We start from the raw sequence: 21,915 nt of genomic DNA on the forward strand, positions 1-21,915 counted from the left end.
GATTTTTTGCTGTTAATGTTAACGCATCATCAACTTGGCATTTTCCTGACGAAAGGCTTTTAAAATTTGCTGTCCCGCTCGTCCCGTCGAACTTAAACCTAAACGGATTTGCTCCTGTCGAATGGCTTGACGAGTTTTATCACCAATCAAACCATCTACCGCGCCAATATCATAGCCACGATTCAGTAAAAACTGCTGAATTTCACGACGTTCAGAACGTGAAGTGCCTGCATCATCGGTTGGCCAAGTTGTACTAAACCCGCCTTGCCCTTGTAAGCGGTCTGACAAATGCGCAATCGCCAATGCATAACTTTCTGCTGCGTTATAACTATAGATTGCATCAAAGTTTTTAAACACTAAAAACAGTGGACCATTTTCACCAGCGGGTGCCATCAGCCCCGCTTGCGAGCTAGAGGATAAATTACCTTGAATTAACGCTGAGCCATCTGCGCGTACCACACCATTTTGCATCCAGTAAGATAAGGACTTCTTATTGCGACGACTTTCACCACTCAGAGAGATCGCTTGCGGATTTTTCACTTCAAATCCCCAAGGTTGCCCAGTTTGCCAACCGCGTTTTTTGAGGAAATTGGCTGTTGATGCCAAAGCATCTGTGGTACTCGACACCAAATCACGGCGTCCATCGCCATCAAAATCAACGGCTAACTCTTCATACGTCGATGGCATAAACTGGGTATGGCCAAACGCACCTGCCCACGAGCCTTTCAGTTGTGATTCAGTTAAATCGCCACGCTGTAAAATGCGCATCGCGGCAAAAAACTCTCCACGGAAATAGCTTTGACGGCGCCCTTCACAGCTCAATGTGCCTAGCGCTTGTAATAATGGATATTTACCTGAAATATCGCCAAAATTACTTTCCACGCCCCACACGGCAACCACGGTCTCCGCAGGCACACCATACACTGCCGCAACACGATTCAACACTTCACGATGCTTCGCCAATTTTTGCTGACCCACAGCAACACGCTCATCATCCACCAATCCTGACAAATAATCCCAAATCGGCGTGGAAAATTCAGGTTGGTAATTTAATTTTTCAATCACAGAATAATCAGGCGCTAAATTTTGCGTGTAGCGATCATAAGTGGACGCAGACACACCATTCGCCATCGCTTGGCTTTTTAAATTGGCAATACAGCTTTGAAATGAATTCTGAGGACTATAATCGGAAGTTGCGACATTTGAACTGCCTGTAACTTTTTGACCATTAATAATGAGCTCAGCATTCGCCTGAGTCGCCGCTAAAAAAAATGAACCTAAAAGAAAAGCAAAACGGTGCATAAAATCCCTAATCATTCTTTATCTCTAAATTATGCTTTTTACCTTAACACTTTCGATTTCACTTTTCTGAATCAAAACGTAAATGAATATTCATTCTGGTTTAAATTCAAAACCATCTTTTAAATTTAAAACCACTTATCCACAGCACTCTATATCTCAACTTTTGAATTCAAAAACAATCTCTGACTCAGCATATACTTTAAATTCAATCATCTTGTTTTAAATTCATTTATCCATAAATTTTATTTAACATTACTAATCAACAATTTAAAGGAAATAAACCATCAAAACTAAAGCTCAATACTTTTAAATTCAAAACTTTAAATTCATCTTACAGACTTTAAATTTATTGTTTTGAATTTAAATTCAAACAACATTAAAATTTTTAAATTCACTTTAAATTTAAACACTCGATTTAAATTTAAAACCCACTTCTGAATTCAAAATTTTACTTCTATTTTTAAATTCAAAACACGCTTACAAAGATATCCACAAACTCAAGTTAACCGAGATTTCTGCTGTTTCAGCTTTTTTAGGTGAAAATCAGTGTCACATTCAATTGTGGGCTCTGTTTTAAAACGTGCATCTCTGTACAAAACTCGCTTTATTTTGCTTTCAGTTTATTTTTCTATGCGCTAATTTTATTTAAACGGATAAAAAACATGCAATTTATTTTAAATTTGATCCGATTAACGGTCACTTTTTTCAAAGAGGCGCAATCATGCCTGAATGAATCCAAATAAAAAAGCGACCACACTTGTGATCGCCTTTTTTACCAACAACTGAAGCTTTAGATGGTCATATCTTCGCTCAGTGCCAATGGATTCGGTAAAATTTTAGCCAACTGGCGACATAGCATCGTGAGTTGAGCGGTATCATTCGGCATTAAAGTCAGGTGACCAATCTTACGACCTTCACGTTCTTCCTTATTATAAAGATGTAGATGTACACCCTCTAAGGCCAAGACTTGTTCAGACTGTGGATACTGACCAATAATATTGATCATGACCGTAGGGCGAACCACTTCAGTTGAACCCAAGGGTAAGCCTGCAACTGCACGAATATGGTTTTCAAACTGAGAGCATACTGCGCCTTCAATCGACCAGTGTCCTGAATTATGCACACGTGGCGCCATTTCATTGGCATACAAACCTTTGTCTGTGACAAACAGTTCTAAGGTCAACACGCCAACATAATTCAAATGATTCAATAGGCGAGTGATGTAGTCTTGTGCAACGGGTTGTAAGTCCGCACTATTCGGTGCAGGAACAATCGAGTGCGACAAAATACCATGATGGTGATGGTTTTCAGCCAAAGGCCAGGTTTTTACATCGCCATTTTGACCACGTACCGCAATGATCGAAACTTCACGCGAGAAGGTCACAAAGCTTTCTGCAATTAAACTACCAGCAGGGCCTAATTCAGCCCATGCTTGTTCAATTTGCTGCTCAGAACGCAATACGAACTGACCTTTACCATCATAGCCACCTGTGGCTGTCTTCAGTACAATCGGTAAACCCAGCTCAGCAACCGCAGCGCTTAAACTTTCTAGGGAATCTACCGCTTTATAAGGCGCAACAGGAATCTCAAGCTCATCAAATAACGCTTTTTCAGACAAGCGATGCTGTGCAATGGCTAAAGCCTGACGCGGCGGATGCATATCTTTTTGCTTGGTCAAAACATCAACATCGGACAAAGGTGTATTTTCAAACTCAAGGCTGAAGACATCTGCACTGGCAATAAAGTCTTGTAAACCATTTTCAGTTTTGCTTGAAATCACTGTTCCTAAAGCCGCTGAAGGGCAGTCTGTACTCACATCAAAGAACGTACATTGAATATTCAGTGGCAAAGCCGCTTGCGCCATCATGCGACCCAGCTGCCCACCACCAAAAATACCGATGGTTTTATTCATGAGGAATGCCCCGTATTAAGCTTGGCCTGGAATATTGTTGCTTGCGACTTTGTCGGTTTGTGCAGCACGGAAATCGGCCACATTTTTTGCAATTTCAGGACGTGTTAGACCTAAAATTTGTGCTGCCATAATCGCGGCATTGGTTGCGCCTGCTGGACCAATCGCCAAAGTACCCACTGCAATACCTGCTGGCATTTGCACAATCGATAACAGTGAATCGACACCGTTTAAAATCGAAGACTTCACTGGCACACCCAGTACAGGCAAATCAGTTTTCGCCGCACACATTCCTGGTAAATGCGCCGCACCGCCTGCACCCGCAATAATCACTTGGATACCACGGTCACGTGCTTGTTCAGCATATTCAAAAAGACGATCTGGCGTACGGTGCGCAGACACAACTTCCGCTTCAAATGGGACACCAAATTGCTTAAGCATATTGGCAGTGTGTTCGAGAGTGGCCCAATCTGATTGAGAACCCATGATAATTCCAACGAGAGGAGTGTCTTGTGAAGCGGCCGCATTCATTGCAATGTTTCCAGAGATAGTTAAGAGAGATAAATCTCGACTAGCGCCAAGCTTTAATAAGAGCCCCGTATTATAGACTGAAAATTCATCTCAATAAAATTTAACGGTTGTCTTTAAAGAGAAAACTCCATAATATTTTTATGAAAATATTTTTATTTTTTTCAATTTTATAAAAACTTTTATTAAATCAATATTCATCAGAGCCTTTAAACATGAAACAGATCTTCATCCTGCTCGCTTTAGCCATAAGTTCACAGAGTTTTGCCCAACTAATTCAACTCAATACTAGCCAATTTGAAAAAGACTTTAGCCTATTACAGAAACAAAAAGGCTATAACGGCCAAATTAAGAGTAATGGCTACATCCAAGAAAAGTTTTTAGTGACCGGAAAGTCGGTCATTGATGAACGTGAACCGGTCATGATGACAGGCTATTACAAAGCAGATGATGGCAAAGATAAAATGTATTCTATTTCAGAATATCGTGTGTTTTGTGATGACCAAACCTATGGTTATGCACTCATCAACTTTGAAGCAGACGGTCAAATGAGTGTACTGACCAGTGATAGTGATTATGCCTTTGACTATGAGGATCCCACTGCACGAGACCGTGAGTTTAGTAAAGTCCTAAAAAACGCCTGCAAACACGCATCTCTTAAATGATGAGACCTGTGCTGTATTAAATCAATTAAGCACTGCGAAATACGAAATAAACACAACCAAAAAGGCATAAACCTGCCCACAAATAATCCAATTTAAAGGGTTGTTTAAAAAGAAAAATCATAAATGGGACAAAGACCAATAGAGTCACGACTTCTTGTGTGATTTTCATTTGACCCAAAGACCACCCGTGTTTGGCCAACAATCGCGTTGCTGGAATCATAAAACTGTATTCGAGTAACGCAATGGCCCACCCAAATAAAATGGCTTGCCAAAGCGGCGCACCATGCAAAAATTTAAGATGACCATACCAAGCCAAGGTCATAAAGCAATTGGAAATAATCAATAAAATAAAGGGCAGGGACATGAAGCAAGATCGCCAAATTTAGGAGCATTTTATTCTACGTTTTTTGCGAGGAAATTCAGCAAATATTGCACTTTTCAGCCAGCTTTTTTACAAAATAAAAGCGTTGTTCAAGCCGCAGAATAATTAAACGATTAGATACAAGAATCACTATCTTTTCGCTAAGCGCCTTGCTATGGTTGCTTTCACATCGAATTAATCACGACAACAGCACCAACAATACGTGATGTGTCTATAAAAGCAGTGGAGTGAGGCGGAATGCATCTGCATATTTTGGGTATTTGTGGCACCTTTATGGGGTCTTTAGCGCTTTTAGCACGTGATCTTGGCCACACAGTGACGGGTTCGGATCTAAACGTTTATCCTCCCATGTCGACCCAACTCGAAAATGCAGGCATTACCTTAATGCAAGGTTATGACCACAGTCATTTACAACCTCATCCTGATTTGGTCATCGTCGGCAATGCGATGAAACGTGGGATTGATGCCGTTGAATACATGCTCAATGAAGGCTTACCGTATATTTCAGGCCCACAATTTTTGGCCGATCATGTGCTCCAAGGCAAACACGTACTTGGTGTAGCAGGGACCCACGGTAAAACCACCACCACCACCATGTTGGCTTGGGTCTTGGATCAGGCAGGTTTAGAGCCAGGTTTCCTGATAGGCGGTGTACCTTTAGGTTTTTCTGAAAGTGCACGTTTAGGTGCTGGCAAATACTTCTGTGTCGAAGCCGATGAATATGATTCTGCCTTTTTCGACAAACGTTCGAAGTTCGTGCATTACCACCCAAAAACAGCCATTTTAAATAACCTCGAATTTGACCATGCCGACATTTTTGATGATCTAGCAGCGATTCAAAAACAATTCCACCACTTGGTTCGTACCATTCCAAGTGAGGGTCGTATCATTGCTCCGATTACTGAAAGCAATATTGATGAAGTTTTAGAGCAGGGCTGTTGGACACCCGTGGTTCGTACCTCTTTAGAGGCCCACGACAAGTCTGAATTGTATGCCGAACAACTAAGTGCTGATGGTTCACACTTTAAAGTGCTCCAACACGGCGTGGTGAAAGGCACGGTGCAATGGAACATGACAGGGCAGCACAGCGTAGCCAATGCTTTGGCGACTATCGCTGCGGCTGAACACGTCGGCGTGAGCATTGAAACAGCGTGCGAAGCACTGTCTAACTTTGGCGGCGTGAAGCGCCGTATGGAGCTTTTAGGCACAGTACGTGGCGTTGAAGTGTATGATGACTTTGCCCATCACCCAACCGCAATAGATACGACGCTGGAAGGCGCACGTAAGCGTTTAGGCGAGCGTAAGTTGTGGGCGATTATTGAACCTCGTTCAAATACCATGCGCATGGGAAGCCATAAAGATGGACTTGCGCACTCTGCGCGTTTGGCGGATGAAGTGATTTGGTATCAACCAGAAGGTTTAGACTGGGACTTACAACCTGTCATTGCGGCTGCACCCAACAAGGCCGTAGTTGCACGTACATTAGATGACATTATCCATACCATCGTCAGTGAAGCAGGCGAGGGCGATGCGGTTGTGATCATGTCCAATGGTGGCTTTGGTGGCTTACACCAAAAATTGATCAGTGCCTTAAACGCAGAATAAGTTGTTCTCACTTAGACGAAAAAACCCGCATATGGCGGGTTTTTTTACAAGCGTATCCAATTAAAAACCAGACATCGTACCCGTATATTCAAAGTCTTTTAGTTTTGACCAACCTTGAACCGTGTCTCCCAAGCGTTTACTAAAATACATGATCGAAACCCACTGTTCTTGGCCATCATCATAGGTGCTATAAGCAGTGATATGATCATTTTTAATCATAAACAGATCTTTGATTTTACAAGCATTGCTCGGTGCTGAATAAAAATACACTCTGGTTGGAGCAATCACTTTCATGCCCCAACGTGGAATGATCTGAACTTCTTTTTGTTCTGCCTTTTCCTCAAGTTTTGCACAATCTTCAGCATGCAATAAAGGGGAAACTGAACAGAATAGGGCAATAGATAAAAGCGTCTTCATATACTTTAATTCCATCATGTTCAGCATTGCAAAATCCAAATTAGAACTGCAATGGCAGCTATATCGATCTCATTTTAGCTTAACATTTAGAATTGCGATGAATGGCGAACAATTAAGCCGCAACATCCTCAAAACTTTTCTCACGGCGAAACATCACATCGACATAAGAGCAGGTCGGGATAATCTTCAGGTTTTTCTCACGTGAAAAATCAACCAGAGTATCCAACAGCAAACGCGCCACACCTTGACCCCGCAGTGAATCATCGACCCAAGTATGGTTGGCATCAATGGTTGTCTCGTCCCGCCAAAGATAGCTAATTTCAGCAATGCGCCGACCTTCTGTATTATTTAAAAAAAACTCACCTTTTTGATCACGATCTACATGTTGAAATTGCATAGCATACTCGTTGAATGGATTGATTTATCGTTCTCTATCTTAGTGGAATAAAACGTCATGAATAGATGGATCTTTGTCGAATACCGATTTGGAAAAAGGGCACAAGGGTAAAATTTTCACGCCCTTATCACGGGCAAAGTTAACCAAAACATCCAATAACTGACGCCCCACATGTTGCCCACGGAGCAACTCACTGACCCAAGTGTGATCAATAATAAATTTATCATCCCCAGCCCAACTATAAGTCATTTCCGCCACACGCTCGTTTTCTTGCTCAACAAAAACTTCGCCTTTACTACCTGTTTCTTGATGTTGAATTTTCATTATTATTCCTCTTTGATTTACTGTTTTTTTTAGCTTGCCACAAATTGAAGCAAAACTTTGTCTCATTTATATTTCATCTACAATTTTCTTTAATATTTGCTCAAACCATAAAAATATGCGATGCTTAGCTCACTTTTGGATCAAATCCAAAACCCAATTTATGTTGAACAAGGGGAGTAGCCTCCTCCAAACGTGAAAAATCAATACCATGCATAACTTTCACGTGTCAGATTATCGTCATTACACTTTGCAAAAAGTCGGTATCTGAGCATTTTAGCGCACAAAATACATACGCTAAAATGTAGGCAAGACCTTGATCATGTTGTCACAGATGTTTTATTTCATCTGGCAGCAGGTCAAGGTTTTTTTGTGGCCGATTGCTGGATGTGGAGGATTTCATGGAATCTATCGGCAATTTATGGCTATACCTTGCTTTTTTCGGCATTGTTACCGTGATGCTACTGATCGACTTTTTAGGCTTTAAACAAAAAGAAGGCCAAGAAGTTAAAATCAAAACAGCCGCGTTATGGAGTGTTGCGTGGGTTTCCGTCGCATCACTCTTTGGTGCAGGTCTTTGGCTTTATTTACAACAAACTGCAGGTGTCACTGTGGCCAACACCAAGGTCATGGAGTATTTCGCAGGTTATTTACTTGAAAAATCTTTAGCCGTCGACAACGTCTTTGTCTGGCTAATGATCTTTGCTGCTTTTGCCATTCCACCAGCACTACAACGCCAATTACTGCTGTATGGTGTATTGGGCGCGATTATTCTACGTACCATCTTTATTTTTATTGGCGCGTGGTTCGTGCAAGAGTTCTCATGGATTCTATATATCTTCGGTGCGTTCTTGGTGTATACGGGTTTCAAATTCTTCAAAGGGCAAAACGAAGAAGAAACCAATATCGAAGATATGGCGATCTTAAAATGGCTGCGTAAACATATGCGGATTACCCCGCAAATGCATGGCAACAAGTTCTTTGTCCGTCAAAACGGGATGCTATGGGCAACGCCGCTATTCTTGGTGTTAATTCTAGTTGAAGCGTCGGATGTGATTTTCGCGGTGGATTCCATTCCTGCAATTTTCGCGGTGACCTCTGATCCGTTTATTGTGTTAACAGCAAACTTAATGGCGATTTTGGGTCTACGTGCGATGTTCTTCTTGTTGTCTGGTACAGCAACCAAGATGCATTACCTCCCGTATGGTTTAGGTATTATCTTGGTATTCATCGGCTTTAAGATGCTCATGCTGGATGTGTTCCACATGCCAATTTGGATTTCACTGGGCTTTATTGTGTTGGTGCTGACCATTACTGCGATCTTGTCGATTCGATACAGTAAGAAACATCATCAAACCACCCTCTAATGTTTTAAAAAAGCCTTCCTCTGTGAAGGCTTTTTTGATGGCTAAATCTTAAATTGTACAAGACTTAATCCTATGATTTTCTGTGCAAATGTACTGTACTTTATGCAAACAGCTCCCTATGATAAGCGGGCTTAAAACCCTTGGTTTTACCTGTAAAAATAAAAGAACCTGAAGGTTGCTCATCCATGCGTACCAAAAAATTAACTCTTGTTGTAGTGCCCGTTTTACTCACGGCATGTAGCGGTTCTAAAACCCTACAACAGGATGTTTACAATAACCAATACAACTGCTACCAAGACTGGCATTTTGAACTGTGCGAACCTGCTAACGAAAATAGTGAATCGAGCTATAGTGGCTCTACTGGGGTTTATATCGGCCCACAATATTATAAAAACAACCGTAAAGTCCGTTACATGGGCAAAGTCTTGAAAGCTCGCGGACGTCATTCGATGGGCACCCCCAGAATCTCGACTCACGTTTTTAGCCATGCCAAATCCCAACCCATTCGTGGAGGCTTCGGCCGTGGCGGGGGCTCATTCGGAGGTTAATACATGAAACGAGTTCTATTCCCTGAGCGTGCAAACTGGCAACAGGCGCATCAAGAGATTGGTTTTGACTACTACAACTTGCCGTCGCGGGATGGTTCAATGTATTGGTCAGAAGGGGTGGCTTATGAGTTTAGCCTCAAGCAAATTGAACAGCTTGAAGATGCCTCTAACGAATTACACCAGATGTGCCTTGAAGTGGCAGGGGATATGATTCAACGCGGTCATTATCCCGAATATTTTCAAATTCCCCCAGCAGCGATTCCTTTGATTGAGCACTCATGGAAAAACCAAGCGCCGATGCTGTATGGCCGTTTCGATTTTGCCTATGATGGTCAAGCCATCAAAATGCTGGAATACAATGCCGATACGCCAACGGGTTTACTCGAAGCCTCAGTTGCACAGTGGCATTGGATTGAACAGGTCGAAAATATTGAAAACCGTGATCAGTTCAACAGCATTCATGAAAAGTTGATTGAGCGTTGGAAACAGCTCTATCCTACACGTAGCCGTGTCCATTTCGCAGCCTGCCAAGAAGCAGGGCGTGAAGATTGGGGTAATTTAGAATACCTCATGGATACCGCTTTTCAGGCAGGCTTAAATGTCAGCGAACTGTCGATGGAAAACATTGGTTGGAATGGCACCGCCTTTGTCGATTTGCATCAGCAACAGATTCAGCATTTATTTAAGCTGTATCCGTGGGAATGGATTTGGGAAGAAAATTTTTCACAGTTTCTCAAACCTGAAACCGAATGGATTGAACCGTGTTGGAAAATGCTGCTCTCCAATAAAGCCCTATTGATCGAGCTATGGAAACGCTTTCCGAATCATCCATTGTTGTTAGAAACCCATGCTTATGATGCGCACGCCCACTATGCAGGGAAATGGGTGCGTAAGCCCATCTTAGCGCGCGAAGGCGCAAATATTCATATCTTACAAAACAATGTCGATTGCGGCGCAGCCTCAGGGAGTTTTTACTTCGATGACTACGACAAATATGGCTATGTCATGCAACGCTGGGTAAAAACTCCGTTGCATGAAGGCATGCTGCCCACCTTGGGACTTTGGATGGTCGGGGATGAATGTGCGGGGATGTCACTGCGTGAAGATGTCTTTGATGTGATTGGCAATGATGCACATTTTGCTGCGCATTATTTTGTGGAATAAAGTGGCGCTCTAAATCACCTATTTAAAATAGGTGTCCAAAAAGTAATACGGCTCTGTTCAGGCATTTTAGTAAAAGCACTATCACTTTTAGGTTATTCACGGCGGAGTCTTATCTTTTTCAAGTTCAATATTGGGGGCTCAATTATTCTTTTGGTTCGCCAAATGAGAAGCGAAATTTCGTAAAGAAAGCATTTGTCCTCCGCAAAACCTGCTCACGTTCTATAATTAAAAAGTTTGTGTTGCAAAAACAATCTATCCCAAACTCTACGCAGGTTGCGGATGACGCTTGCGTCTATCCAATAAAGTTTAAATTGAAAAAGAAAATGCCTGTCAAATCTAAAACTGACAGGCATATATTCAAAGACAATATTTTTTTCAAGCTTAAATGGTATGCGCTTTAACCCGCTTCATATAAGACACCAAACGCGTGAAAAACAAGATTTGCAGGAAGATGGTAAATAGCGAAATAGTCCATTCATACCAATCATCAAACGCTGTGCCTTCTAGATTAAAAGCAAAATAAAGGCCTAATAACACTGCACCAAACACAACACCAGCCACGGTGGTTTGTACCAAAATGGGAAAAGACAACGCTGTGATTCGACCTAAGAAATGCTCACCCTCATCGCCACCATTGGCTTTGTAAGCGCTTTGAATCCCGATAAACATAATCAATAAAGTCAGAAGTCCCTCAACACCAATCACACGGACATCACCATAGGGCGAATACATGCCGTAGTAATACACCACTGAAACCAGTAAGGCGGTGACTAAGTAATAATTTTTATAATGCTTTTTATCGAGGGTGTTGCTAGATAATTCATGTGCTAATGCTTTGGTATTCCAAAAATACATGCCGATCATTGTCTCTTATTTTATCAATGCCGACACTGTACTAACTCAGCATTTAAAGATAAAGACTTTCTCAACAAAATTTTGCGAATAGATTGAATCATTTAAGCTCAAAGCTTGTGCTTATGTATGACATAAAAAATCATGATCTTATCGATGGCATAGATACATGTCTGGCCTTAAAACAGTTCAATTTTTAAGAAAATACTGCTCCAGTCTTTCATTTAAAATGTAGTGTTCACAACACACATAAAAACTTCAGTAAATAGCCGTGAAAAAAATCCAGTTTACGGTACAATCAATCGAAAAAAAGTCAAAACGCAGGTTTAAAATGTCTTCTGTAGTTGCAACGACGGCGGTTCGCGGTCGCTTCCTAGATATTCAGAATACGGTTGCCCAAGCGCGTGAAATTCACGACCAAGTGCGTTACGTAGAAGATGGTTTACTAATTAGCCAAAATGGCAAAATCCAATGGTTTGGATCTTGGCAGGAGGGGCAACAGCACCTTCCTGTTGGCATCGAGGTTCAGCACTATCCTGAACAATTGATTGTGCCGGGCTTTATCGATACCCACATTCATTTTCCACAAACAGAAATGGTGGGGGCCTATGGTGAACAGCTACTCGAATGGCTCAATACCTATACCTTCCCAACTGAATTACAATTTTCCGATAAAGCCTATGCCGACCAGATTGCCCAATTCTTTGTGCAAGAACTGCTAAAAAATGGCACCACCACAGCCTTAGTCTTCTGTACTGTGCATACCGAATCAGTCGATGCACTATTTGAAGCGGCAGGGCAGCACCAGATGCGTCTGATCGCAGGTAAAGTTATGATGGACCGTCATGCACCTGAAGGTCTGTGTGACACACCTGACAGTGCTTATGCAGATTCTAAGGCACTGATTGAGAAATGGCATGGCAAAGGCCGTAACCTGTATGCGATTACGCCACGTTTTGCCCCAACATCAACACCAGAGCAATTGGCTAAAGCAGGGCAGCTCAAAGCTGAATACCCAGATGTGTATGTGCATACGCATTTAAGTGAAAATAAAAATGAAATCGCTTGGGTAAAAGACTTATTCCCTGAACAGCAAGGTTATCTCGATGTCTATCATCACTTTGGTTTAACCGGTTCACATTCGGTCTTTGCCCACTGCGTACACTTAGAAGAAGCTGAGTGGGACTGCATGCATCAGACTGACTCTGCCATTGCTTTCTGTCCGACCTCCAACCTATTTTTAGGCAGTGGTTTATTTCCATTGAACAAGACTTGGGACAAGCAGGTAAAAGTTGGGCTGGGTACAGACATTGGTGCGGGGACCTCTTTTAACCAACTACAAACCCTCAATGAAGCCTATAAAGTGCAGCAGCTTCAGGGCGATAAACTGTCTGCGTTTGAATCGCTCTATCACGCTACGCTGGGCGGTGCCAAAGCTCTGAGCTTGGATGATAAACTCGGTAACTTTAATTTGGGCAAAGAAGCCGACTTTGTGGTGCTCGACCTTAAAGCAACTGCGCTGCAAGCATTACGTCAGCAACGTTCAAAAGGGATTGAAGATGCGTTATTTGCCCTAATGACCATGGGTGATGACCGTAATATTCATGCGACTTATATTTTTGGTCAGAAAGCCTATGTGCAAAACTAAGTAGCAAATAGCGAAAATTTAAGCAGCTAATCGAGTTTTGAAACAACTTTGATTTCCGCCTCTAAACCAAGCTGCATCCCGCCTGCAATGAAATGATTACATTTCCAGCGGGCAAAAGGGGGTGCATCTCGTTTAGAGATATATTAAAATTAATGCATATATAGAGGTGTTGCAGGTCAACGCCTTTTTTATTTTTGATTTTTTTAATTTTTAGGTATCTACCCATGACCGTTCAAATGAGCGTAATGATTTCTACTGAAGAGATTCAAGCGAAAGTAAAAGAGCTTGGTGCACAAATCGATGCGCATTATGCAAACAGTGATAAGGAACTCGTACTGATTGGTTTATTACGTGGTTCAGTCATTTTCATGGCAGACTTATGTCGTACCATTTCAAAACCACATGAACTCGATTTCATGACGGTTTCGAGCTACGGCGGCGGTACGGTATCTTCACGTGATGTAAAAATTTTAAAAGATTTAGACGGTGAAATTCGCGGTAAAGATGTTTTGGTCATTGAAGACATCATCGACTCAGGCAACACCTTGAGCAAAGTATTAGAAATTTTAGAAACACGCTCTCCCAACTCAATTGAACTTTGCACCTTAGTCAGCAAACCTTCACGCCGTGAAATTGAACTCGATGTGAAGTTTTTAGGCTTTAATGTCGAAGATCGATTCATTGTGGGTTATGGCTTAGACTACGACCAAAAGTACCGTCATTTGCCATTTATTGGTGAAATTGGTCTTTAAGATCAATCGAGAAAAGAGTGGCCGAAGGCCACTTTTTTTTATTTTCACTATTACCTAAGTACATAAAACATACAGTTTTTAGCAGATTCGCTCTACTGCACAGTCGCATTATGCCCGATGATATTTTTGCACATGATGTAAAAACAAAGACATGATAAAAAAGGAGCTGGCTCATGTGGTCACTTATTGTTGCAATCGTGATTGGTTTTATTGCAGGTCTCATCGCACGTGCTATCCATCCTGGCGATGACAAAGCGGGATTTATTGTCACCACTTTACTGGGGATTGCAGGTTCTCTAGTAGCCACTTATGGTGGTCGTTTACTCGGTCTCTATAGTGAAGGCTCTGCCGCAGGCTTTATTGCTTCAGTTATTGGAGCCATCGTTATTTTATTCATCTACAACATGGTCACCAAAAAAACCTAAACGCAGCCATTAAAAAAAGCACCGTTTCAGGTGCTTTTTATCTGTATATTTGAACTCTTATAAGCCCAGTTCACGCCACATATTTTCAATGGTGGTTGAAGGTACAGCACCATTCACTTTAAAGCCGTTTGAGAAAATAACCACGGGCGTCCCTTGTAAACCCAGACTACGACCGAGTTCAATGTTGCGCTCAATTGGATTGGCACACGGTTTTTTCGACGTTGGCTGAATCCCTTTCGCAATCAAATTTTTCCATGCGAGGGCAGGGTCTGCTTCACAAAACACTTGTTTCGACGGTGCAATCGATTGCGCCTTAATGGCATAAATAAATGTATAGATGGTCACATCATTTAGTTTATTCAGTTCAGCCTCTAACTGCTTACAGTAAGGGCAGTTTGGGTCTGAAAAAACCGCCAATTGGCGTTTGCCGTTGCCTTTAACGCTTTTAATGGCATCTTTTAGCGGCAGCTTTTTCCAATCAAGCGAGTTTTGTTGCACATATAAAGCAGCACTTAAATTTTTTTGATCTTTTAAGCGCACCATCGAACCAGCAATCACATGCTCAGCCGCTTCGCCTAAATACACAATTTCGCCATCTAAAGATCCGCTATAAATGCCCGACATTTCTGTTTTTTGAATATTTTGAACATTAATATTTGGATAATTCTTTTTTAAGTTGGCTTGAACACTTTCTACGCTGGCCATACTCATGCTTGCAATTGCACTTGTGAGTAGTGCCAAACCCAGTTTTTTTATCATCACTTTTTGCTCTTTCAATCGGAGAACCACGGCGCTAGTGTAGAGCGTATTATTCAAGCATTGAATCATTTTTTCCACGGCTTTACCGAAACCCAACACGCCGTGCTTATGAACTGGCCAAAGTTTCACGTGGAACAGTTAGAGTCGTGCTATTAATTTCCACCGAGACATGAACAATTTCCTCATGAATCGAGAGCATTGCCCGCACGCGATCCGCAGTTAGGTCTACCGTCGTTTCTAAAGCCAAAATACAGGAAAACTTACCTTTGCCTACTTTCCACACATGTAAATCGGTCAAGGTCGTCTGCGGTAGTTCTGCCACCACCTCTCGAATTTCATCCACCACATGATGATCCATTTCAGCATCTAACAAGGTTCTTCCCGTTTCTTGCATTAAGCTCAGTGCCCATTTAGCCACCAGTATTGAACCTACGATCCCAAGAGCAGCATCGAGAAAATCCCAACCCAAATATTTACCAAAAATCAGTGCGATAATCGCGAAAATAGAAGTCACTGCATCTGCCACCACATGCATAAATGCAGCTTTCTGATTTAAATCATGATGATGGCTATGTACTTCTGATGCATGATCATGATGGTGATGGTGATGGTGATGGTGATGGTGATGGTGATGGTGATGGTGACCATCATGCAGCAACCATGCACAGATTAAATTCACCAATAAGCCTAAAATCGCAATTGGAATCGCTTCGTTATAATGAATTTGTACAGGCGAGAATAGACGCTGAATCGAGTGAAAAGCCATAAAACCCGCCACCACCATCAACAAAATAGCGCTGCTGTAACCTGCAAGAATTTCAATTTTCCATGTACCGAAACTAAAGCGCTGATCATGGGCATAATGCCGCGCAGCACGATAGGCAAAATAAGCCAAACCCAGTGCTAACATATGCGAACTCATATGCCAACCATCCGCCAACAAAGCCATTGATTGGAAAATCCATCCACCAATCACTTCTAATAACATCATGACTGCCGTTAAAATGGTTGCCATTAAAATCCGTTTTTGTGCCAGTGGATTACCGTCATCAAAATGATGCGTATGCTGACGTGATGGGGTATTTTGCATTTAAAATCATTCACCAATATACTCCCCCTTAGTATATTTATTTTTGGAGCAATGTGTTGAGTCATTTGCATGAAGATAAAAAAATTTTAAACCGTGTGAAACGCTTACAAGGACAGGTCAACGCCGTTGAACTCTCGATCACACATCCCGATGCCAGTTGTATCGACGTTTTACAGCAAGTCGCTGCTATTAAAGGCGCGGTCAATGGGCTGATGAATGAACTGGTTGAAGCACACTTACGCCATCATGTATTAGCACAAGCTGAACAGGTCAATGAAGAGGAGTTGGCTGAGTTCTTAAAACTGCTGAAACGCTATAGCTAAGTTTTATTGCGTTCTTTTTCAAGTTTTTAGTTGACCATTTTTTCCACAAACCGATACACTGTTGCACTCTATCCTTTTTCTCTTGGGCATCAAAATATTCTTGTTTTGACCGAGAGAGCCGCATGGCATTTGCATGACAACAAGCACTTCTTGGCGTCCATTTTGTATGGTCAGCCTCGCCTTAATGATGGGAACCATGGGGACTGCCTTAGCCAGTCCACTTTACCCGCTGTATCAAGCCTTATGGCATCTGGTGCCGAGTCAGATCACCTATATTTTTGTGGCTTATATGTTTGGTTGTCTCGCTACTTTACTGTTTCTTGGCCGGACCAGTAATAGCATTGGCTATTTACGCACCTTACAAGTAGGGTTGGTGTTTATTAGCATCGGGTTGGTGATTTCCGCTTATGCTTCTGATGCTCTCATTTTATCTTTGGGGCGCTTTATTATTGGTATTGCATCTGGTTTGATGAGCACTTCGGCCTTACTGGGACTGATGTATACCGTGCCCAAAAGCCATCAACAGATTGCACCACAACTCAGTTCGATTATTACCGCAGTAGGCTTTGGCTTAGGCCCGCTGATTGGTGGCCTGATAGCTCAATTTTCAGAATATCCGTTGGTTAGTCCTTATCTACCCGTTATTCTTGGCGCTGTACTGTGTTTCTTTGGTTTATTTTGGGTTGAGTCTCCTACATTTACCTCACAGCCCTTTAGTATTGCCCCCAAGCTAATCCGACCAGAAGGGCAATATCATCAGTTGTTTTTGATTGTTGGATTTACCGCATTTAGTGCCTTTGCCGCATTTAGCTTATTTGCATCCTTATCTCCTTCATTTGTGCGGGATATTTTGCCGTGGCACGGCCCCCTCATTAGCGGTTCAGCCATTACCAGTATTCTCATTGTCTCTGCCGTGGTGCAGTATTTTGCTAGAAGCATTCCCGCTTATAAGTGTCTCAACTATGGCTTAATCACCTTGATTGCAAGCTTAGGCATTTTGGCGCTGTGTATGCTATTTCAACTGAGTGCTTTTTTCTTTATCAGTGATTTTCTCGTTGGTGTCGGACATGGCCTGACCTTGATTGGTTCCTTTGGTCTCATTCATGCCATGACCACCTTAGAGAATCGTGCTGCAGTGATGTCGACTTATCTTTTTATTGGTTATTTGGGTACGATTGTGCCCATTGTAGCTGTGGGTTATTTGGCAGATCACTTTGGATTAAGTTTCGGAGTCATTAGCTTTTGCATTGCCATCGCTTTATTGTGTTTTTATCTGTGGTTTGCACATAAGCGCAGTATACGTCTAACTTCTGCATAGAAAGAGCGAAGTCAAAATCATTTGGATTTAGATCGTTCTTCAGATGCCATTTTTCAGTCGATCCTTGCTATAACTTAGGTTCTTTTCTTGTTGGCATGGGCTAAGTCCGTATGTTCATTTAAATACTGGCTTAGATGTTCTAAAAAATAGGACACTCTTGGTGAGTGCTCGAGCCGATCCATATAAATCGCATAGATATCGGCAGGGGGCGTCTCATAGTCCTGCAAGACTTGAACTAAACGACCACTTTTTAAATACTTGGCCACGTCCCATTCAGCTCGCATTAAAATACCATGACCATCGAGTGCCCAACCAATGGTGACTTGGCCATCATTGCTACTCAATTTTCCATGCACTTTAACTGTCTCTTCCTTATCCCCTTGAGTTAAACGCCAGTTGGCATATGCCGCATCGTTTTGTCTTAACACAATGCATTGGTGCAGGGTCAGTTCGCGTGGCGTAAGTGGTGCCCCAGCGTGTGCCAAATAACGCGGAGAAGCACATAGAAGCCGTCGATTGGCCGCAATTTTTTTCGCAATTAGTCGTGAGTCCGGTACCTGTCCAAAGTGAATCGAGACATCAATCGCATCATTCGGCAGATGAATCGGGCGATCAGTCAGATGTAACTGGACTTCGATATCTGGAAATTTTCGCGCAAAGTCTGAAATCGCAGGAGCAATGTAGGTTCGACCAAAACCAAATGGGGCATTGACCCGCAGCAAGCCCTTCGGGGTGGTGCGACTGCGTGCTACTTGCTGTTCCATTTCTTCAATTTCTTTCAAAATTCGCGAAGCATTCTCAAAATAAATTTCGCCTTCATTGGTCAAACTGATGCGTCTGGTGGTCCGATTCAACAACCGAACCCCTAAACGTTCTTCCATTTGTGTCAGACGTCGGGACACAGCAGGGGGTGTTAAATTCAACTCACGCGCTGTTGCAACCAGACTGCCCTGTTTTATTAGTAAACAAAAAAATGCTAATTCGGTATCTGAGCTCATGATTATTCAGTTTTTTGCAAGAGTGATTTAACTTTATATCGATTCATCGGTTTTGCAAAGTCTCTAATATTCCTATCACGTTACCCCCCAAACAACATATCTCACCCAAGCAAGGAAACTTGAGTGAGTCATAAAGTCCACCGTGTAAGGACAACGGTGCACAAACGGGGAGCTTTTTCGCCAAACTCGATTGCGGTGTGACTTCGACCGAATCGGGAGGTAATCGCTACTGATATGGAGATAAGCCATGGACATGGATATCGAGAAACGGACGCTACGCAAAATCACTTGGCGTATTGTGCCGTTTATCATGATTTTATATTTAATTGCCTATATTGATCGGGTCAATATTGGTTTTGCTGCCATTACCATGAAAGAAGATTTGGGCTTTACCGCTTCGATTCTCGGTTTTGGCGCAGGAATTTTCTTTTTGGGCTATTTCCTCTTTGAAGTTCCCTCCAACATTATTTTGCACAAAGTTGGCGCTCGCATTTGGATTGCACGGGTCATGGTGACTTGGGGCATTATTGCTGGCGGGATGGCCTTTGTCGAAAGCTCAACCAGCTTTTATGTTATGCGATTTTTACTCGGTGTCGCCGAAGCAGGCTTTTTCCCCGGCATTATTTTGTATTTAAGCTACTGGTTCCCTGCACGAAACCGAGCAGGGGTAATTGCCTTATTTATGGCCGCCGCCCCTATAGCCACGGCGATTGGTTCTCCTATTTCAGCAGCATTACTGGAAATGCACGGCATCATGGGCTTAGCAGGTTGGCAATGGATGTTCCTGATTGAAGCCATTCCTGCGGTGATCCTAGGCGTCGTAGTGTTTTTCTACATGACAGATCGACCTGAAAAAGCCACATGGTTAAAACCCGATGAGCGTGAATGGTTGGTTAAAACCATGCAAGCAGAAGATGCCAATAAGGGGGGGCAACAGCATCACAGTATTTTACGCGGACTCGCCAATCCACGTGTGCTTGCTCTGGCACTCATTTATTTCGGTACCTCAGCGGGGCTGTATACCCTTGGCATTTGGGCGCCTCAAATCATTAAAGAACTGGGTGTCAGCTCAATGACCGTCGGTCTATTGAACGCCATTCCTCCTATTATCTCTGTGGTTGCCATGATTTTGTGGTCACGTCACTCCGACAAAACCAATGAACGCACATGGCATGTAGCCTTGGCTTGTTTAACCGCAGCTGTGGGGCTCGCGATTGCAGCCAGTACTGGCAGTATGTTTGGCCTGATTGCCGCATTAACCATTGTCAACGTCGGCATCAGTTGCTCTAAACCGCCACTGTGGAGCATGCCAACCATGTTTTTATCGGGTGCCGCAGCAGCGACAGGCATCGCAACCATTAACTCGATTGGAAACTTAGGCGGCTTTGCGGGTCCAGCCATGATCGGTTGGGTTAAAGACCAAACTGGAAGCTTTGCAGGCGGTTTGTATTTCGTCGCAGGTTTGCTGATTTTATCTACCGTCCTGACCCTCGTTTTAAGTTTTACTCAAAAAAACAAAGCCAATTCGGCTGAATTGAGTAATTCATGATCTTCATTTTTACCTTATTCAATATTCGAGCGAATTGAACGCTTAACAAGGAGCCTCCCATGGACAAAGAACTTGCCGTACAGTCCCTCACGGACACCATGGCCAAATTTACAGCCTATATTGGCAAACGTTTACCCAAAGATGTCAAAAGCAAACTGATTGAGCTGAAAACCTTGGAAACCAACCCGTTGGCCAAATCAATTTATGATTCGATGGATGAAAACCAAGAAGCAGCAGATCGATTGAACCGTCCCAGCTGCCAAGACACGGGCGTGATTCAATATTTTGTTGAAGCAGGTGCACATTTCCCACTGTTGGGTGAGTTACAAGAAATTTTACGTGAAGCGACCGAAGAAGCGACCCGTACAGGACCTTTGCGCCACAATGCAGTTGAAACCTTTGATGAGAAAAACACGGGCACCAATACGGGCACCCAAATTCCGTGGCTAGACTGGCGCATCGTCCCGGAACAGGATACCTGTACCATCGATGTCTATATGGCAGGCGGCGGGTGTACCTTGCCAGGTGCAGCTAAAGTTTTGATGCCAGGTCAAGGCTATGAAGGTGTAGCCGAGTTCGTGATGGATGTGATTACCGAGCGTGGTGTGAATGCTTGCCCGCCGTTACTGGTCGGTGTCGGGGTGTCCACTTCAGTTGAAACCGCTGCACGCTTGTCCAAACTGGCCATTATGCGCCCTGTAGACTCAAGAAGTGATAACCCCCGTGCTGCACTGATGGAAGACTTGCTGGAACAAGGCTTGAATGAAATTGGCATTGGCCCACAGGGCTTAACAGGCAATAACAGCGTCATGGGCGTCAATATTGAGTCTTCGGCTCGTCACCCATCCACCATTGGCGTGGCAGTCAACACTGGTTGCTGGGCACACCGCCGTGGCAAAATTAAAATTAACCCTGATATGTCTTATGAAATTCTGTCACACGAAGGAGTTGTGCTATGAAAAAAGTACTGACCACCCCATTACGTGATGAAGACTTAGCCGATCTTAAAATTGGTGACGTGGTATATCTAACTGGACGTTTGGTTACTTGTCGTGATGTGGCACATCGCCGCTTAATTGAACAAGGTCGACAACTTCCCGTGAATTTAGAAGGCGGTGCGATTTTCCATGCCGGTCCAATCGTGCGTAAAAAGGATGATGGCCGTTTTGAAATGGTCTCCATTGGGCCCACCACCAGTATGCGTATGGAAAAATTCGAACGCGAATTTATCAAACAAACTGGGGTGAAACTGATTGTGGGTAAAGGTGGCATGGGCCCTGAGACTGTCGCAGGCTGTCAGGAGCACAAAGCAGTCCATGCTATTTTCCCTGGAGGATGTGCTGTACTGGCAGCCACTCAAGTCGAGGAAATTGAAGGCGCTGAATGGCAAGACCTCGGGATGCCTGAAACCTTATGGATTAACCGCGTCAAGGTATTTGGCCCGCTGATCATCTCGATTGATACCCATGGCAATAATCTTATTCAGCAAAATAAAACCCAGTTCCAAGCTAAAAAGAAACCTGTGCTAGATCGGATCAGTAAAGAACTGAGTTTTATTAAATAGTGCTTTACAGACAGCACCTCAAACGATCCTGT

Annotated in this window: 24 protein-coding genes; 13 read left to right on the forward strand and 11 right to left on the reverse strand. The window is 43.0% G+C overall.

All coding sequences use genetic code 11. The features are described from left to right. Positions 1 to 18 precede the first annotated feature (18 nt). From AC0KVP_RS16690 to purE, 3 genes are all read right to left on the reverse strand, one after another. On the reverse strand, positions 19 to 1,302 hold the full coding sequence (locus tag AC0KVP_RS16690; protein WP_473338052.1) for a lytic murein transglycosylase: 1,284 nt from the start codon (positions 1,300 to 1,302) through the stop codon (positions 19 to 21). Positions 1,303 to 2,092: 790 nt separating this feature from the next. Continuing rightward, a complete protein-coding gene (locus tag AC0KVP_RS16695) occupies positions 2,093 to 3,214 on the reverse strand; it encodes a 5-(carboxyamino)imidazole ribonucleotide synthase (RefSeq protein ID WP_005401789.1) in 1,122 nt (373 codons plus the stop codon). Positions 3,215 to 3,229: 15 nt separating this feature from the next. Next, positions 3,230 to 3,742, reverse strand: coding sequence for a 5-(carboxyamino)imidazole ribonucleotide mutase (gene purE, locus AC0KVP_RS16700; protein WP_473338054.1), 513 nt, complete (start codon positions 3,740 to 3,742; stop codon positions 3,230 to 3,232). A gap of 212 nt (positions 3,743 to 3,954) precedes the next feature. Between purE and AC0KVP_RS16705 the strand changes: the two genes are divergently transcribed. Continuing rightward, complete coding sequence (locus AC0KVP_RS16705) at positions 3,955 to 4,404, forward strand: hypothetical protein (protein WP_062031194.1); 450 nt, start codon at positions 3,955 to 3,957, stop codon at positions 4,402 to 4,404. 25 nt (positions 4,405 to 4,429) lie between these two features. Here the strand turns inward: AC0KVP_RS16705 and AC0KVP_RS16710 are convergent, their stop codons facing one another. Next, positions 4,430 to 4,768, reverse strand: a complete 339-nt coding sequence (locus AC0KVP_RS16710) for a DMT family protein (protein ID WP_234963278.1) — start codon at positions 4,766 to 4,768, stop codon at positions 4,430 to 4,432. A 255-nt stretch (positions 4,769 to 5,023) separates the two neighbouring features. Between AC0KVP_RS16710 and mpl the strand changes: the two genes are divergently transcribed. Further along, positions 5,024 to 6,391, forward strand: a complete 1,368-nt coding sequence (mpl, locus tag AC0KVP_RS16715; RefSeq protein WP_473338057.1) for a UDP-N-acetylmuramate:L-alanyl-gamma-D-glutamyl-meso-diaminopimelate ligase — start codon at positions 5,024 to 5,026, stop codon at positions 6,389 to 6,391. Between the two features lie 60 nt (positions 6,392 to 6,451). Here mpl and AC0KVP_RS16720 read toward each other — a convergent pair whose 3' ends face one another. From AC0KVP_RS16720 to AC0KVP_RS16730, 3 genes are all read right to left on the reverse strand, one after another. Beyond that, positions 6,452 to 6,835, reverse strand: coding sequence for a hypothetical protein (locus tag AC0KVP_RS16720; RefSeq protein WP_473338059.1), 384 nt, complete (start codon positions 6,833 to 6,835; stop codon positions 6,452 to 6,454). An 85-nt stretch (positions 6,836 to 6,920) separates the two neighbouring features. Then, entirely contained in the window at positions 6,921 to 7,205 is a 285-nt protein-coding gene (locus tag AC0KVP_RS16725; RefSeq protein ID WP_473338060.1) for a GNAT family N-acetyltransferase, read from the reverse strand. Between the two features lie 39 nt (positions 7,206 to 7,244). Further along, positions 7,245 to 7,529, reverse strand: coding sequence for a GNAT family N-acetyltransferase (locus AC0KVP_RS16730; protein WP_062031177.1), 285 nt, complete (start codon positions 7,527 to 7,529; stop codon positions 7,245 to 7,247). Positions 7,530 to 7,927: 398 nt separating this feature from the next. Between AC0KVP_RS16730 and AC0KVP_RS16735 the strand changes: the two genes are divergently transcribed. The 3 genes from AC0KVP_RS16735 to AC0KVP_RS16745 all read left to right on the forward strand — a co-directional run bounded on the left by AC0KVP_RS16735 (position 7,928) and on the right by AC0KVP_RS16745 (position 10,605). After that, on the forward strand, positions 7,928 to 8,893 hold the full coding sequence (locus AC0KVP_RS16735) for a TerC family protein (RefSeq protein ID WP_473338062.1): 966 nt from the start codon (positions 7,928 to 7,930) through the stop codon (positions 8,891 to 8,893). A gap of 185 nt (positions 8,894 to 9,078) precedes the next feature. Beyond that, a complete protein-coding gene (locus tag AC0KVP_RS16740; RefSeq protein WP_176536851.1) occupies positions 9,079 to 9,441 on the forward strand; it encodes a hypothetical protein in 363 nt (120 codons plus the stop codon). Between the two features lie 3 nt (positions 9,442 to 9,444). Further along, positions 9,445 to 10,605, forward strand: coding sequence for a glutathionylspermidine synthase family protein (locus tag AC0KVP_RS16745; protein ID WP_183174403.1), 1,161 nt, complete (start codon positions 9,445 to 9,447; stop codon positions 10,603 to 10,605). 381 nt (positions 10,606 to 10,986) lie between these two features. Here the strand turns inward: AC0KVP_RS16745 and AC0KVP_RS16750 are convergent, their stop codons facing one another. Next, the gene (locus AC0KVP_RS16750) at positions 10,987 to 11,460 is read right to left on the reverse strand and encodes a hypothetical protein (RefSeq protein ID WP_004697483.1); all 474 of its coding nucleotides are present in this window, start codon (positions 11,458 to 11,460) and stop codon (positions 10,987 to 10,989) included. Positions 11,461 to 11,788: 328 nt separating this feature from the next. Between AC0KVP_RS16750 and guaD the strand changes: the two genes are divergently transcribed. The 3 genes from guaD to AC0KVP_RS16765 all read left to right on the forward strand — a co-directional run bounded on the left by guaD (position 11,789) and on the right by AC0KVP_RS16765 (position 14,282). Beyond that, on the forward strand, positions 11,789 to 13,105 hold the full coding sequence (gene guaD, locus AC0KVP_RS16755) for a guanine deaminase (RefSeq protein WP_473338068.1): 1,317 nt from the start codon (positions 11,789 to 11,791) through the stop codon (positions 13,103 to 13,105). Positions 13,106 to 13,329: 224 nt separating this feature from the next. Beyond that, a complete protein-coding gene (gene hpt, locus AC0KVP_RS16760) occupies positions 13,330 to 13,857 on the forward strand; it encodes a hypoxanthine phosphoribosyltransferase (RefSeq protein WP_004697480.1) in 528 nt (175 codons plus the stop codon). A gap of 173 nt (positions 13,858 to 14,030) precedes the next feature. Further along, on the forward strand, positions 14,031 to 14,282 hold the full coding sequence (locus AC0KVP_RS16765) for a GlsB/YeaQ/YmgE family stress response membrane protein (RefSeq protein ID WP_004977734.1): 252 nt from the start codon (positions 14,031 to 14,033) through the stop codon (positions 14,280 to 14,282). A 57-nt stretch (positions 14,283 to 14,339) separates the two neighbouring features. Here AC0KVP_RS16765 and AC0KVP_RS16770 read toward each other — a convergent pair whose 3' ends face one another. After that, positions 14,340 to 15,041, reverse strand: coding sequence for a DsbC family protein (locus AC0KVP_RS16770; protein WP_473338074.1), 702 nt, complete (start codon positions 15,039 to 15,041; stop codon positions 14,340 to 14,342). Positions 15,042 to 15,147: 106 nt separating this feature from the next. Then, complete coding sequence (gene dmeF, locus AC0KVP_RS16775; RefSeq protein WP_473338076.1) at positions 15,148 to 16,131, reverse strand: CDF family Co(II)/Ni(II) efflux transporter DmeF; 984 nt, start codon at positions 16,129 to 16,131, stop codon at positions 15,148 to 15,150. Positions 16,132 to 16,187: 56 nt separating this feature from the next. Between dmeF and AC0KVP_RS16780 the strand changes: the two genes are divergently transcribed. Continuing rightward, a complete protein-coding gene (locus tag AC0KVP_RS16780) occupies positions 16,188 to 16,454 on the forward strand; it encodes a metal/formaldehyde-sensitive transcriptional repressor (protein WP_168159913.1) in 267 nt (88 codons plus the stop codon). A 133-nt stretch (positions 16,455 to 16,587) separates the two neighbouring features. Next, the gene (locus tag AC0KVP_RS16785) at positions 16,588 to 17,772 is read left to right on the forward strand and encodes an MFS transporter (RefSeq protein ID WP_473338078.1); all 1,185 of its coding nucleotides are present in this window, start codon (positions 16,588 to 16,590) and stop codon (positions 17,770 to 17,772) included. Positions 17,773 to 17,846: 74 nt separating this feature from the next. Here AC0KVP_RS16785 and AC0KVP_RS16790 read toward each other — a convergent pair whose 3' ends face one another. Then, the gene (locus AC0KVP_RS16790) at positions 17,847 to 18,770 is read right to left on the reverse strand and encodes a LysR substrate-binding domain-containing protein (protein WP_159126916.1); all 924 of its coding nucleotides are present in this window, start codon (positions 18,768 to 18,770) and stop codon (positions 17,847 to 17,849) included. A 247-nt stretch (positions 18,771 to 19,017) separates the two neighbouring features. Here AC0KVP_RS16790 and AC0KVP_RS16795 point away from each other — a divergent pair, with 247 nt between their 5' ends. The 3 genes from AC0KVP_RS16795 to ttdB are packed head-to-tail and all read left to right on the forward strand — an operon-like array spanning position 19,018 to position 21,883. Beyond that, positions 19,018 to 20,319: an MFS transporter gene (locus AC0KVP_RS16795; protein WP_473338081.1), complete on the forward strand. Its 1,302-nt coding sequence runs from the start codon at positions 19,018 to 19,020 to the stop codon at positions 20,317 to 20,319. Between the two features lie 59 nt (positions 20,320 to 20,378). Beyond that, positions 20,379 to 21,278 carry a L(+)-tartrate dehydratase subunit alpha gene (ttdA, locus tag AC0KVP_RS16800; RefSeq protein ID WP_062031161.1) on the forward strand — a complete coding sequence of 300 codons (900 nt, stop codon included), beginning with the start codon at positions 20,379 to 20,381 and terminating at the stop codon, positions 21,276 to 21,278. Continuing rightward, entirely contained in the window at positions 21,275 to 21,883 is a 609-nt protein-coding gene (gene ttdB / locus AC0KVP_RS16805) for a L(+)-tartrate dehydratase subunit beta (protein ID WP_159126915.1), read from the forward strand. Before ttdA ends, ttdB begins: the two co-directional genes overlap by 4 nt. The last annotated feature ends 32 nt before the right edge of the window (positions 21,884 to 21,915 follow it).

This window comes from Acinetobacter sp. DL27 (assembly GCF_055810995.1).